Genomic DNA, 13,468 nt, shown 5'->3' on the forward strand with positions numbered 1-13,468 from the left:
CGCGCGACCTTGGGTTCAAAGGAATTCAGACCAGCATGTCGATCAGCGCATGCGGCGCGGAGGCGCGGATTTCTTCGGCCTCGATGTCGCGCGCAATCACGATGATCGCGTCGCGCGCGTCGGGCTGCCGCGTCAGCCGCTGCGGCAGGCTGAAGGTCGAGCCGACCGACTGGATCAAGATGGGTTCCTCGCAATCGCTGACGCGCACCACGGCCTTCACGCGAAGCAGGCGGTCGCCGCACAGGCCGGCCAGGTTGTCCAGCCATTCGGAAAAATCGGTCCAGCTGATGCCGGCCTGCGCGCGCGCCGCCATCACGCGGATGCGCGGATGCGCCGCCCCCTGCCCGCCTGCCGTCAACATCCGCGCCGCCAGCCCCGCCAGATCGGACGTGCCTTGCGATGGCGCGAAGGCGGCCTGCACGGCGCGGCTGCGATCCGGCTCCGCGACAACGGCGGCCAGCGGATTCAGCGCCTCGGCGCGCGCCGCGCGAGCGCCCAGCGCACCGGGAACGGCCGGCAGCAGATCGGTCTTGGTCAACACGATGCGATGCGCCGCGCCGAACTGCGCCATGGCCTCGTCCATCTCGGCCAGCGCATCGGGATCGCGCGCGCAATCGTCGGTGCAGACCACCGTCAGCCGCAGGCCACGGCTGGCCAGCTCGGGGTCCGCCAGCGACGCGATGATCGGGCCCGGCCGCGACAGCCCGCTGCATTCCAGGATGACGCGTTGCAAGGGGCCCTCGCCCTCGGGCCGGGGCGCGTCCAGCAACGCGCTCAGCGTGTAGACCAGGTCGCTGCGCAGCGAGCAGCACACGCAGCCATTGGCCATCAAGGTCATCGGCACGTTGTCGCTGTCGTTGGCCACGATGGCCCCATCAACGCCGACCTCGCCGGCCTCATTGACAATCACGCCCGTGTCCCGCGATGCCGGATCGCGCAGGTAGTCCACCAGCAGCGTGGTCTTGCCGCTGCCCAGAAACCCGCACAACAGGAACAGGTCGATGGCCATCAGCTTGCATCCTCGCCCGTGTCGCACGGCGATCCCGACGGTGCGCCGCCGGTCGGCGGACGCTCGCCGTCCGGGTCGTCGGCCCAGCTGTCGCGGACCATCGCGCGCACGTCGGCCAGCAGCTCGGCGGTGTCGTACACCACGCCCGACTTGATGGTGGTCTGCAGGCAGCGCTGCCACTCGACCTTCGCGGTGTCGTCGTTCAGGCGCATGGCGCCCGTGCCGAACAGCAGCTTGAAGTCGGTCAGCGGATTCTGGTCGTGGATCAGCAGGTCGGCGCGCTTTTGCACGTCGATGGAGCCGGTATCGTCATCGATGCCCAGCAGCGCCGCGCTGTGCGACGTGGCCGCGCGCAGGACCTCGATGGGATGAAAGCCCGCTTCCTGCAGCAGTTCCAGTTCGCGGACGAAGCCAAAACCGTAGATCTGATAGATAAAGCCCGAATCGCTACCCGCGCAGACGCGTCCGCCCAGGTTCTTGTATTCGTTGATGAACTGCATCCACAGCCGGTAGTTCTGCTTCCACTCGATCTCGTTGGTGGTGCTCCAGCGATACCAGTAGGCGCCGTGGCCGCCGCGCTGCGGCTGAAAGTAGCGCCACACGGCCTTCCAGGTGTATTCGTCGTGCCAGTCCGCGCGGCGCGCGCGCATCAGGTCGCGGTTGGCGTCGTAGATGTTGAAGGTCGGCACGAAGGTGTGGCCCAGTTCCAGGAACTCGTCCATGACCTGACGCCACTTGGCCGAACCCGGCTGCGCGGCCTGCATGAAGGTCTGGCCCGCCACCGCAAAGCGGTAATACTCGTCGCTGTAGTTGTAGTCCGTGGGAAAGGACTGCACGACGCGGTCTTCAAACAGGGCTTCTGGCAGGCCGTAATAGTGCTCGGAGCTGGTCAGCCCCCACCGCGCGGACTTCATCGCGTTCACGCGCGTCACCGCCATCTGGGCGTGATGGCAGCCCGAGCGCAGGCCCACCTTGGCCGCCTCGTCCAGCGCCGCTTCCATGATGGCGGGCGGCGCGCCAAAGAACTTGATGCCGTCCGCGCCGCGCGCGGCCAGCTTGCGCACCCACTCGCGGCCCTGTTCGGGCGTGTGGATGGTCTTGACGCGATCGTTCACCGCCGGGAACACGGAATGCACGATCATGCGCGGCGCGGCGATCTGGTTGGAGGCGGACAGCTCGCGCTGTTCCATCGTCCAGCCCAGGCCGCCCATCGCGCCCATCTCGCGCACGGTGGTGACGCCATGCGCCAGCCACAGCTTGTAGATGTAGTCGGCGGGCGGCACGATGCCGCTCATGGCGTGATACGGCGTGCCAATGTGCGCGTGCGCGTCCACAAAGCCCGGCGTGACGAACTTGCCGTGGCAGTCGATCTCGTGGTCGCCCGGGCCGGGCCGGCGCTTCGGGTCGATGGCCTTGTGCGGCGTGCCCACATTGACCAGCGCCGTGATGCGATCGTTCTCGATCACGATGTCGACCGGCCCCCAGGGCGGCGCGCCGGTGCCGTCGATGATCGTGGCCCCGCGCAGGATCAGCCGCGGAAACGGCCCGAGCCCCCGGTCACGCGGCGCGGGCGCCGAGGGCGGATGCCAGCCCTTGGCCGCGTTGACGTCGCGCGATTCTTCGCCAACTTCCGATTGCGAAAACGTGGGATCGCTCATGGCCCCTAGACTCCCAGCTCGTTGTGTTCGATGACGCCGCCCTTCATGATCAGGCCGATGTGCTCGCCCTGACCCAGCAGGCACGACAGGTCGCGGTACGGATTGCCGTCCACCAGCAGCACGTCCGCCAGCGCGCCTTCCTGGATGCGGCCCAGTTGGCCCACCTGGTTCAGCACTTCGGCCGCCGTCGTGGTGGCGCACTGGATGACTTCCTGGGCGGACAGCACCTCGCGGCGGATGCGGAACTCGTCGCTTTGCAGGCGCTGGGACGGCCCCAGCAGGTCGGAACCGTAGCCGATCTTCACGCCAGCCTTCTTGTAGATTTCCAGCGAATGCAGGCCGGCGGTGCGCACCGTCGCAATCTTGGCGACGGAGTCCGCGGGCAGGCCGTAATCGGCGCCTTCGTTTGCCAGGGCCTCGTAGGTCACCAGCGTCGGCACCACGAACGCGCCCTTCTCGGCCATGAAGCGCGCCACGCGCTCGTCGACCAGGTTGCCGTGCTCGATGGTGCGCACGCCGTTGCGGATGGCGCGCTCGATCGCGTCGGCGGTATAGGAATGCGCCATGACGTAGGTCTGGCGGCTTGCCGCCTCGTCGACGATGACGCGAATCTCTTCTTCCGAATAGCCGAAGGACGCGATGGGATCCGTAGGCGACGCCACGCCGCCCGAGGCCATCATCTTGATCTGGTCCGCGCCCATCTGCAGTTCCTGGCGCACGGCCTTGCGCACGTCGTCGATGCCATCCGCCACACGGCCGATGTCGCCGGCGCGGAAGCAGCAGCCGCAGAAGCTCATGGGACGCAGGTGGTCCGAGCGCGGACGCGGATCGCCGTGGCCGCCCGTCTGGCTGATGGCGCGGCCCGAGATGAAGAGGCGCGGCCCCTTGACCGTGCCTTCGTTGACCGCGCACTTCAGGCCCCAGCCCGCGCCGCCCGCATCGCGCACCGTGGTAAAGCCCCGGCGCAGCATGGCGGCCATGATGGGCACCGCGCGCATCATCACCAGCGCGTCGGGCAGGACGCCCTGCGTGCTCAGGTTCAACTGCGTGGCCAGCACGTGCACGTGCAGGTCGATCAGACCCGGCATCAGCGTGCGGCCCGCGGCGTCGATCACGCGCGCCGAGGACGCGCTGATCGGCTTGTCCGACACTTCCTTGATGACGCCCTCCTCCACCAGCACATGGTGTCCCTCCAGCAGCTCGGACTGCAGGGGATCGAGCAGGTTCGCGTTTTTGAACAGCACAGCGGACATGAGAATTTCCTTGGAAGGATGTCTAGATCAGGAGGCCATGGTCTTGATGTAGCGCCGATGGATCAGCCAGTTGGAGAGCAGCGCGATGATGAGCGTGCCGCAGACCAGAATGACGGCCAGCGCGGCGCCGAACGGCCAGTTCGAGGCCTTGGTGATCTGGTCGTACAGCGCGGGCGCCATCATGGTCAGGCCGGAACCGCCCAGCAGCACCGGCGTGGCGTACGCATTCATGCACAGAATGAACACCAGCATCGTGCCCGCCGCCACGCCGGGCGCGGCGATCGGCAGCACGATGCGGCGGAAGGTGGTGAAGAAGCTGGCGCCCACGTTGCGCGCGGCTTCTTCCACCGACAGGTCCATGCCTTCCAGCACGCTTTGCAGCGTCAGGATCAGGTACGGCATGACCACCGCAGTGGTGCCTATCACCACCGCCGTCGGCGTGTACATCAGCGTCAGCGGCTTGTCGATGATGCCCAGTCCCTGCAACACGGCGTTGACCACGCCCGCGTTGCCCAGCGCCACCATCCAGCCGGCGGCGCGCACCACGTTGCCCACCATCAGCGGAAACACGAGCAGGATCACGAACAGGCTCTTGTACCGGCTTTGCGTGCGCGCCAGGAAGTACGCAACCGGAAAGCCCAGCACCAGCGCCAGCACCGTGCACAGCGCCGCAATACCCAGCGTGGTGAAGAAGATGTCGCGGTAATAGGGGTCGCCAAAGAACTTGGCGTAGTTCTCGAACGTGAAGGCGGTCTGCATCATCTCGACCGGGTCGAAATGATTGAAGCTGTAGCGCGCCAGCTGAAGGATGGGGATCATGATGATCACCAGCACCACCAGCGAGGCCGGAAAGGCCAGTCCCGGGCCCAGCCAGCGGCTGGGGCGTCCGTCCTGCGTTGCGGTCGTCATCGCGCCTCCTATTGCGTGAAGGCGACGCAGTCGTCGGGTTCGAAACACGCATACACGCGCTCGCCGGCGGCGGGCGGCGCGGCGCGCGTGCCGGCATTGACGATCTGGCTGATCATGCGGTCGCCGCCATCGAGCTGCACCCGCACCTCCAGCACCGATCCCAGGTACAACGACGACTCGATCACGCCGGGCAGCGCATTGCCGCCCGAGGGCTGCGCCTGCAGACGCACGCGCTCCGGCCGCACGCCCACGTGGGTGGCATTGCCGCCGCCCGGCGCCGCGATGCGCTGGCCGGCCTTGGTTTCAAACTGATCGTCGGCCTGGCCGCGACCCGTGAAGACATTCATCTTGCCCAGGAAGTCCGCGACGAACAGATTGGCGGGCCGTTCGTACAGCGTGTCGGGCGCGCCGACCTGCTGCACGATGCCGTCGTGCATGATGGCCATGCGGTCCGCGATCGCCAGCGCCTCTTCCTGATCGTGCGTCACGAACACGGTGGTCAAGCCCAGGCGACGCTGAAGCGCACGGATCTCCTCGCGCACTTCCAGGCGCAACTTGGCATCCAGGTTGGACAACGGTTCATCCAGCAGGAACACCTTGGGTTCGATCGCCAGCGCGCGCGCAATCGCCACGCGCTGCTGCTGGCCGCCGGACAACTGGCGCGGATAGCGGTCGCGCAATTCCGTCATGCGCACCATGTCCAGCACGCGCCGGATCTTCGCATCGCGGTCGGCCTTGGGCACCTTGTGCATTTCCAGGCCGAACGCCACGTTCTCGGCCACCGTCATGTGCGGAAACAGCGCGTAGCGCTGGAACACCATGCCGGTGTCGCGCTTGTGCACCGGCAGCCGCGTCACGTCGGTTTCGCCAATGCGGATGCGTCCCGACGTCGGCGTGATGAAGCCGGCAATCATGCGCAGCGTGGTCGTCTTGCCGCAGCCGCTGGGTCCCAGAAAGGTGACCAGTTCGCCTTCGGCAATCTCCAGGGAAAAATCCGACACCGCGACCGCCGCGCCGAACTGCTTGCGGATGTTTTCGATTGAGACCTTCGCCATTTCTTACACCACCTGACTGAGTTTCACATAGCGGTCGGTCACAAGCATGATGATGCCCAACAGCAGGATTTGCACCGAGGCGACCGACGCGATGGTCGGGTCCAGGTTGAATTCGAGGTACTGCATGATCGCGATCGGCAGCGTGGTGCGCCCCGGCCCGACCAGAGACAGGGACAGCTCCAGGTTCTCGAACGACACGACAAAACTGAACAGCGCCGCGGCGACGATGGACGGGCGCAGCATCGGCAGCGTCACGCGCATGAAGGCCTTGGGCGCGCTTGCTCCCAGGTTGCGCGCGGCTTCCTCGATGGAGCCGTCCAGCCCGGCCATGCCCGCCGTCACAAGCCGCACGGTCCATGGAATGGTGAGACACACGTGCGCAATGACGAGGCCCCCGAACGTGCCGACGAGGTCCTGATCCAGCACGTTTTCAGCGCGCAGGTAAAAGAGATAGACGGCCACGCCCGCGACGATCCCCGGGATCAGCAGCGGCGACAGCAGCAGCGTATTGACGCCCTTGCTGCCGGTAAAGCGGTAGCGCGCAATCGCAACCGCCGCCAGCACGCCCATCGTCACGCCGATGAACGCGGCCACCAGCGACACCTGCAGGCTGAAGATGAAGCCGTTGGCGAACGCGGGGTTCTCCCAGGCCTTGACGTACCAGGAGAGCGTGTAGCCCGAGGGCGGGAAATAGAGGATGGCGTCCTTGAAGAAGCTCAGCCAGACCACCAGCACGATGGGGCTGAGCATGAACGCATACATGAGAACCACGAAAACGCGGTGCAGCCACGTGGCCCACGGGATCACGCGCAATGGCTTTTCCCGCGAGGCTGCGACGGCTGAGTCCAAAGGAGGCGCATTATGCAAATCCGGTTCCTTTCAGCAACTGCCGGCTTGGTTTGAAACTCCTCCGAAGACTCTGCGGTCTCTACGGTTAACCAAAGCATATCGGCCGGTTGCTGCCCGGCTCAACTAGGGATAACCCACGGCGCGCCGGAACTCGCGGGTTATCCCTGCGGTAGCCCTATCAGCGGTGCAACCCACCGTGGCGCAACGCTGCGGCAGGTGCAACCCATCGCGCCGCGCGCAGCTACCCGGCGGCCTGCAGGCCGCACACCGCTTGCAGCACCGCGACCCGGCTCTGCCCCAGCACCATGCCTTGCCAATCTTCCTGCCCGCAATAGAACGCGTCGCGCGTGGCCTGCAGGATGTCCTGTTGCAAGGCATCGCGGGCGTCGGGATGCGCACGCAGCCAATTGCGTCCCCGCAGCGCGTGCACCACCTCCTCCCACGGCTTGGTCCCGAACTCCAGCGCCATCAGCGTGGGTTCAGACTTGGGGCAGGCGTCGTAGATAAGGCCGGCGAGATGGCCGGTGATGTCCACCGAGGCCGAGCTGCCCTGATACGGCACGGCGATATCGCTGCCCCACCACCGCCGCGCGCGCGCCACTTCCGCGTCGTCGCGCCGGCCGGCGTAGATCTTTTCGCCGTGACCGCGCGGCCCGAGGCCCGTGTGCACGTCGATCCAGCCGATGTGCGCGTGGCGGCTGGCGTGGGTGCGCAGGATGTCGCGCAATGTCAGCAGCGACGGCGAATGGCGCGCGCCCCCATAAAACAGGCCATCCGGATGCGTGTACTGTCCGCGCGATACCGCCTGCGTCGTGGCCGCCAGGCCGTGCGTTTCAATGTGGCGGGCGATGGCCTGACGGTTCTGCTCGGTGGGCGGCCAGTCCCGCGGCAACAGCAACTCGTGGATCTCGCCATAGCCGGGATTGGCCCGTAGCGCGCGGCCGTCGAAGGGCTGGGCATTGCGGTTCAGGTCGACGTTGCCCTCGTCGGTGCGTGCGATCCACGAAAAGCCGTAGGGGTTCACGGCATGCACCAGCAGCAGCGCCACGCCCGCCTGCCGCGCGCGGTCCAGCATGGGAGCGTCATCCAGCAGCGCAAGCTGGCAACCCGAACCGCAGAAGCCTTCAACGCCATGCGTGGCCGACGTCACGATCAAGAGCCGCTGCGCACCGGCATCGCCGATCAGCGCCACATCGGTGGCCAGCGGCTCGCCCTGGCTGCCCACGGCATCGATGCCGTACGACTCAACCAGCGTGGCCAGCAGCGCGGCGGCCGCCAGGAAGCGTTCGCGCGCCTGGACGTAGCTGCTGGAAAAGTAGCGTTCAACGGATTGCATGTCAGGGCTCCTGGCTGTCGATGTCATGGCCGGTGCGGTCCTGAATCCAGAACAGCACCACGGTGGAAAGCGTCACGGTGACCATCAGATACCACGCGGGCGCCATCGGGTTTCCTGTCACGTGCAGCAGCCAGGTCACGAAGAATTGCGCGAAGCCGCCGAAGACCGAGATGCCCAGCCCGTACACCACGGACATGCCCGTGGTGCGCACGGCCTTCGGAAACAACTCAGGCAGCATCGTGATGACGGGCGCGGTCTGCAACGCCAGCAGCACGGCCAGCAAGGCGATGACCGTCATCAGCCGCCCGGTGCTGGGCGCCGACACCAGCCACTGGAAGCACGGCAGCAGCACGCAGACCGTCACGGCGCGCGACCAGAAGATCACGCGCTTGCGCCCCACCCGGTCCGCCAGCATGCCGACGAACGGCGCCAGCGCGAACCCGATCGCACCCAGCACCACGCTGGCAAACAGCGTGGACGTGGCCGGCAGGCCGAGTTCCTTGGTGGCGTAAGCCGGCATGTAAAAGCCGATGATCTGCGCGCACACCATGCCGCCGATCACGAGCAGGATGCCCTTGACGATCGTGAGCTTGTACTCGGCAAAGACGCGGCGCAGCGGCTGGTGGCCGGCGGCGGCCCTTCTGGCGCCGGCGACAGGGGCGGGTTCCAGCGTTTCCTCCAGATTGCGGCGGATGTAGGCGCCCACCGGCACCGTCAGAATGCCGATGACGAACGGCACCCGCCAACCCCAGGCCTGCATTTCTTCGCGGGTCAACGCCGCGGTCAGGATCGCCACGGTCAACGCGCCCAGCATCACGCCGAGCGATTGGCTGCCGAACTGCCAGCTCGAATAGAAGCCGCGCTTGCCGGGCGGCGCGTGTTCCACCAGCAGCGTCGTCGAGGCGCCAACCTCGCCGCCCGCCGCAAAGCCCTGGATCAGCCGCGCCAGCACCATCAGCACGGGTCCAACCACGCCCATCTGCGCATGGGTCGGCGCTACGGCGATGAGCGCACAGCCCAGACCCATCAGCCACAGCGTCAGCGTCATTGCCGCACGGCGGCCGTGCCGGTCCGCATACGAGCCGATCAGCATGCCGCCCACCGGCCGCATCAGAAAGCCCACGCCGAAGGTGGCGGTGGTCAGCAACAGCTGGCCGTAGCCGGAAGCCGCGGGAAAAAACAGCGGCCCGATGACCAGCATCAGGAAGGTGAAGACGGTGAAGTCGAAGAATTCCAGCGCGTTGCCGATGGTGGTGCCGGCAATGACGCGGCGCCGCATCGACGGCGTGTACAACCCTGGGCCGCCGGCTGCGGCGATGGCAATAGACATTTTTTCCCCTTGATGTCCGGTGCGGGGCCGCCGGTCCGTGCGTCCGGATCGCTGTGCCCCATCGCCGTGAATATACGGATGGCGCACGATAAGCAAAAGACAGTATTTTTGTCGCGATGAGCACTTTTTCTTATAGCCCTTCCCGCCCACCGGAACGCCTTGCCCATGAACCTGCGCCAACTTCGCGCCTTTGTACTGATTGCCGAGCATCGCAGCATCCGTGCCGCGGCGCGGGCGCTCTTTGTCACCCAGCCCGCCGCCACCCGCAGTCTGCGCGAGCTGGAGCAGAGCGTGGGCGCGGAGCTGGTGCGCCGCAGCGTCAAGGGGGTGGAACTCACCCCGTATGGCGAAGCGCTGTACAAGCGCGCCGTGCTGATCCTGCAGGAAGCGCGCCGCGCGCAGGAAGAGATCGGCCAGATGCGCGACGGCGAAGGCGGCACGCTGAACCTGGCCATCAGTTCCGCGGCGCTGACCGTGCTGCCCGCGGCGCTGGCCGCGTTTCGCGCACGCATGCCGCGCGTCTCGGTGGCCTTCAATGAAGTCGCGCCGCCTTACAGCCACGAGCAACTGGAATCCGGCCGCTACGACTTCCTGGTGCAGACCGAGTACGACGGCGACATCGACGACGGTTTTGCGCGAACCACGCTGTTCACGCTGCCGCTGGCGGTGGGCGCGCGCGCAGGCCACCCGCTGCGCGGTGCGCGCACGCTGGCCGAGCTGCACGATGCGCTATGGCTGCTGCCGGGCAATATCCAGGCGCCCGCGAACCTGCTGCGGCTGGCGTTCGACGCGCACGGGCTGCCGGCCCCGCGTGACGTGATTCCCTGCCAGTCCATCGCGGTGGCGTTGGCGATCATTGCGGAGAGCGACGCGCTGGGCATCTTCGTGCGCAACTTGTTCGACCATCAATTGCTGCCGCGCGCGCTGCGCATGGTGCGTCTGGACCATCCGCTGCCCGCGGCCCGCGTGTCGGTCCTGACGCGTGCCGACTCGCCGCCGACGCCGGCCGCGCAGTGCTTCATGGATTGCCTCCTGACCGCGCAGGCAGCGTCTTCCCATGCCCGCGACACCTAGGCGAACCCGCTGAAAGACCGGGTTACTATTGCCGATGGCCCCCGCCGATGACGTCGAGACGGGCCTTTTTGCTTCTCCCCCAATCCCCGTCCATGGCGTTTCCCCGACTTCCCGCTGTTCCCACCTTGACCGACACGGTCGCCAAGCGTCTACTCGCCGAAATCGACGAAGGACGCGTGCTGCCCGGTGAAAAGCTGCCCACGGAAATCGCCCTGGCCGAACAGTTCGGCGTCAGCCGCACGGTGATCCGCGAAGCCGTCTCGCGGCTACGCCAGGACGGCGTGGTCGAAGCCCGGCAAGGCAGCGGCGTCTTCGTCACGGGGCACACCGGCAACCGGGCGCTGCGGATCGACGCAGCCGAACTCTCCTCGCTGGAAGCCGTGCTGCACATCGTGGATTTGCGCCGGGCCCTGGAAACCGAAGTGGCGGCGCAAGCCGCTGCCTGCCGCAAGAAGCAGGACATGGTCGAGATCGACGCGGCGCTAGCTGCGATCTCTCAGGCCGTGGACAACGGCGGAGATGGCGTGAAGGAAGATGTGGCCTTTCACCGCAGCATCGCGCGCGCCACCGGCAACCCGTACTTTCTGACCACACTTGCGTTCGTCAGCCAGTTCCTGGAAGCCGCCACGCGCGTCACACGCGGCAACGAGGCGCGCCACGCGAACCTGATGCGCGACGTCATGCAGGAACACATCGCCATCGTCGAAGCCATTCGGCGCAAGGACGTGGACGGCGCCCGAGAGGCCGCCCGCGTTCACATGCTCAACGCCGCCAAGCGGTTGAGCCAGGCGCACCGCTAAGCCGGACTGAAGCGCCGCGGCCTGCACACGCCGTTAGCGAAATGCCTTCGTGAAAAAATCCCGGCTGCCGAAGTTGCCGGATTTCAGCGCGATGCTGATGCCGGCCTGCGCCACGGGCGCGTAACCGGCGCACCACGGCACGCCCGGATCAATCTGGTCGCCGATCGTGATCTGCTCCAGGCCCAGCGCCTGCACCACCGCGCCCGATGTCTCGCCGCCAGCCACGATCAATTGCCGCACACCGCGTTCCACCAGCCCGGCGGCAATGCGCGCGATTGCCGCTTCGATCATGGCGCCCGCCTCGCTCGCGCCCAGCGCGCCCTGCGTTTGCCGCACGGCGTCAGGCTGGGCCGTTGAATAGATGAGCACTGGGCCGTCCTGCATGCGCGGCTCGGCCCAGGCCAGCGCCTGGCCGGCCACGTCCTCGCCGGCGGCCAGCTTCATGGGATCGAGCGCCAGCGCGGGCCGGCCGCTTTCAATGAAGGCCGCCACCTGCGCGTTCGTCGCGGCGGAGCAACTGCCCGCCACGACCGCCTGCAAGCCTTGCGCGCGGTCCACGCCGGCGGAGCCAGCGGACGCGAGCCCCCAGTTTCCCGGCAGGCCGATGGCCACGCCGGAGCCTGCCGTCACCAACGGCATGCCTTGCAGCGCCGGGCCCAGCGCCAGCAGGTCGTCATTGGACACGGCGTCGACGATGGCGATCTCGATACCCTGCGACATCAATTCCTGGATGCGGTCGCGAATGGCGGCGGTGCCGAGAGCGACCACGCTGTAATCAATCAGACCCACCCGGCGCGACGTTTGCGCCGCCAGCACCCGCACAAGGTTGGGATCGGTCATCGGCGTCAGCGGATGGTGCTGCATGCCGGATTCGTTCAGCAACACGTCGCCCGCGAACAGATAGCCCTTGAAGACGGTGCGCTTGTTGTCGGGAAACGCCGGTGTGGCAATGGTGAAAGCAGTACCCAGGCTCGTCATCAGCGCATCGGTGACCGGCCCGATATTGCCCTGCGGCGTGCTGTCGAAGGTGGAGCAGTACTTGAAGTAGATCTGTTCCGCTCCCCGCCCGCGCAGCCACTGCAGCGCTGCCAGCGACTGCGCCACGGCCTCGCCGGCGGGGAGCGTGCGGGTCTTCAAGGCGACCACCACGGCATCCGCATCGTCGCGCAATGGCGCGCCCGGCGTTCCGATGGTCTGCACTGTGCGCATGCCCGCGCGGACCAGATTGTTCGCCAGATCGGTGGCGCCCGTGAAATCGTCGGCGATGCAGCCCAGCTTGATCGTCATTTGGCCTCCGGCAGGGAAATGCCCGGGAAAATCTTGATCACCGCGCTGTCGTCTTCCCGGCCATGGCCGGCCGACGACGCCTGCATGAACATCTGGTGCGCGGTGGATGCGAGTGGCAGCGGGAACCGGGTGTGTCTTGCGGTATCCAGCACCAACCCCAGGTCTTTCACGAAGATGTCCACCGCGGACAACGGCGTGTAGTCGCCCGCCAGCACGTGCGGCATGCGGTTCTCGAACATCCAGCTGTTGCCCGCGCTATGCGTGATGACCTCATACAAGGCATCGGCATCCACGCCTTCGCGCAGGCCCAGCGCCATGGCCTCGGCGGCGGCCGCGATGTGCACGCCGGCCAGCAGTTGGTTGATGATCTTGACCTTGCTGCCCGCGCCCGCGCAGTCGCCCAGGCGATAGACCTTGCCCGCCATCGATTCCAGCACCGTCCCGCAGGCCTCGTACGCGGCCGCGCTGCCGGCGGTCATCATGGTCATCTGGCCGGCGGCCGCCTTGGCCGCGCCGCCGGAGATGGGCGCATCCAGATACAGGATGCCCTGCTCGGCCAGGCGCCCCTCCAACGCCACGGACCAGTTGGGATCCACGGTGGAGCACATGACGAATACCGATCCCGGCCGCAACGCGGCGGCAATGCCGCCGTCGCCAAACAGTACCGACTCGGTCTGCTGTGCGTTGACGACCACGCTGACCACGATCTCGCAGGCCTGCGCCATGTCCGCCAGGCTGGCGCAGGCCACGCCGCCCTGCGCCGCGAAGGCCGTCGCGGCGTCGTGGCGAATGTCGTAAACGTGGACCGCGTGCCCGGCGCGCCGCAGGCTTTGGGCAATGCCCGCGCCCATCGCGCCCAGGCCAATGACGCCAACGGGGCGCGGTGTTTCTGTGGGTTTGCTCATGTC

Annotated in this window: 12 protein-coding genes; 2 read left to right on the top strand and 10 right to left on the bottom strand. The window is 67.0% G+C overall.

What is annotated here, in order from left to right; translation table 11 throughout:
- Window positions 1-25: 25 nt before the first annotated feature.
- From ASD71_RS03385 to ASD71_RS03420, 8 genes are all read right to left on the bottom strand, one after another.
- Window positions 26-1,009: a GTP-binding protein gene (locus tag ASD71_RS03385; protein ID WP_056559857.1), complete on the bottom strand. Its 984-nt coding sequence runs from the start codon at window positions 1,007-1,009 to the stop codon at window positions 26-28.
- Entirely contained in the window at window positions 1,009-2,667 is a 1,659-nt protein-coding gene (locus tag ASD71_RS03390) for an amidohydrolase family protein (RefSeq protein WP_056559859.1), read from the bottom strand. Before ASD71_RS03390 ends, ASD71_RS03385 begins: the two co-directional genes overlap by 1 nt.
- A gap of 5 nt (window positions 2,668-2,672) precedes the next feature.
- Window positions 2,673-3,920 (bottom strand): amidohydrolase family protein, encoded by a 1,248-nt coding sequence (locus ASD71_RS03395; RefSeq protein WP_056559860.1) that lies wholly within the window; start codon window positions 3,918-3,920, stop codon window positions 2,673-2,675.
- Window positions 3,921-3,947: 27 nt separating this feature from the next.
- Window positions 3,948-4,829, bottom strand: coding sequence for an ABC transporter permease (locus ASD71_RS03400; protein WP_056559862.1), 882 nt, complete (start codon window positions 4,827-4,829; stop codon window positions 3,948-3,950).
- A gap of 8 nt (window positions 4,830-4,837) precedes the next feature.
- Entirely contained in the window at window positions 4,838-5,884 is a 1,047-nt protein-coding gene (locus ASD71_RS03405) for an ABC transporter ATP-binding protein (protein ID WP_056559864.1), read from the bottom strand.
- A 3-nt stretch (window positions 5,885-5,887) separates the two neighbouring features.
- Complete coding sequence (locus tag ASD71_RS03410; protein ID WP_156395064.1) at window positions 5,888-6,697, bottom strand: ABC transporter permease; 810 nt, start codon at window positions 6,695-6,697, stop codon at window positions 5,888-5,890.
- Between the two features lie 277 nt (window positions 6,698-6,974).
- Window positions 6,975-8,069, bottom strand: coding sequence for a M14 family metallopeptidase (locus tag ASD71_RS03415; protein ID WP_056559868.1), 1,095 nt, complete (start codon window positions 8,067-8,069; stop codon window positions 6,975-6,977).
- A 1-nt stretch (window position 8,070) separates the two neighbouring features.
- A complete protein-coding gene (locus ASD71_RS03420; protein WP_056559870.1) occupies window positions 8,071-9,399 on the bottom strand; it encodes an MFS transporter in 1,329 nt (442 codons plus the stop codon).
- A 165-nt stretch (window positions 9,400-9,564) separates the two neighbouring features.
- Between ASD71_RS03420 and ASD71_RS03425 the strand changes: the two genes are divergently transcribed.
- Entirely contained in the window at window positions 9,565-10,473 is a 909-nt protein-coding gene (locus ASD71_RS03425; protein WP_056559872.1) for a LysR substrate-binding domain-containing protein, read from the top strand.
- A gap of 92 nt (window positions 10,474-10,565) precedes the next feature.
- The gene (locus ASD71_RS03430) at window positions 10,566-11,273 is read left to right on the top strand and encodes a FadR/GntR family transcriptional regulator (protein WP_056559874.1); all 708 of its coding nucleotides are present in this window, start codon (window positions 10,566-10,568) and stop codon (window positions 11,271-11,273) included.
- Window positions 11,274-11,306: 33 nt separating this feature from the next.
- Here the strand turns inward: ASD71_RS03430 and otnK are convergent, their stop codons facing one another.
- Together otnK and ltnD are read right to left on the bottom strand one after the other, a co-directional pair.
- On the bottom strand, window positions 11,307-12,560 hold the full coding sequence (gene otnK, locus ASD71_RS03435) for a 3-oxo-tetronate kinase (protein ID WP_056559876.1): 1,254 nt from the start codon (window positions 12,558-12,560) through the stop codon (window positions 11,307-11,309).
- The gene (gene ltnD / locus ASD71_RS03440) at window positions 12,557-13,465 is read right to left on the bottom strand and encodes an L-threonate dehydrogenase (RefSeq protein ID WP_056559877.1); all 909 of its coding nucleotides are present in this window, start codon (window positions 13,463-13,465) and stop codon (window positions 12,557-12,559) included. Before ltnD ends, otnK begins: the two co-directional genes overlap by 4 nt.
- Window positions 13,466-13,468 lie beyond the last annotated feature (3 nt).

The sequence above is a fragment of the Achromobacter sp. Root565 genome (assembly GCF_001427425.1).
Taxonomy (GTDB): domain Bacteria; phylum Pseudomonadota; class Gammaproteobacteria; order Burkholderiales; family Burkholderiaceae_B; genus Achromobacter; species Achromobacter spanius_D.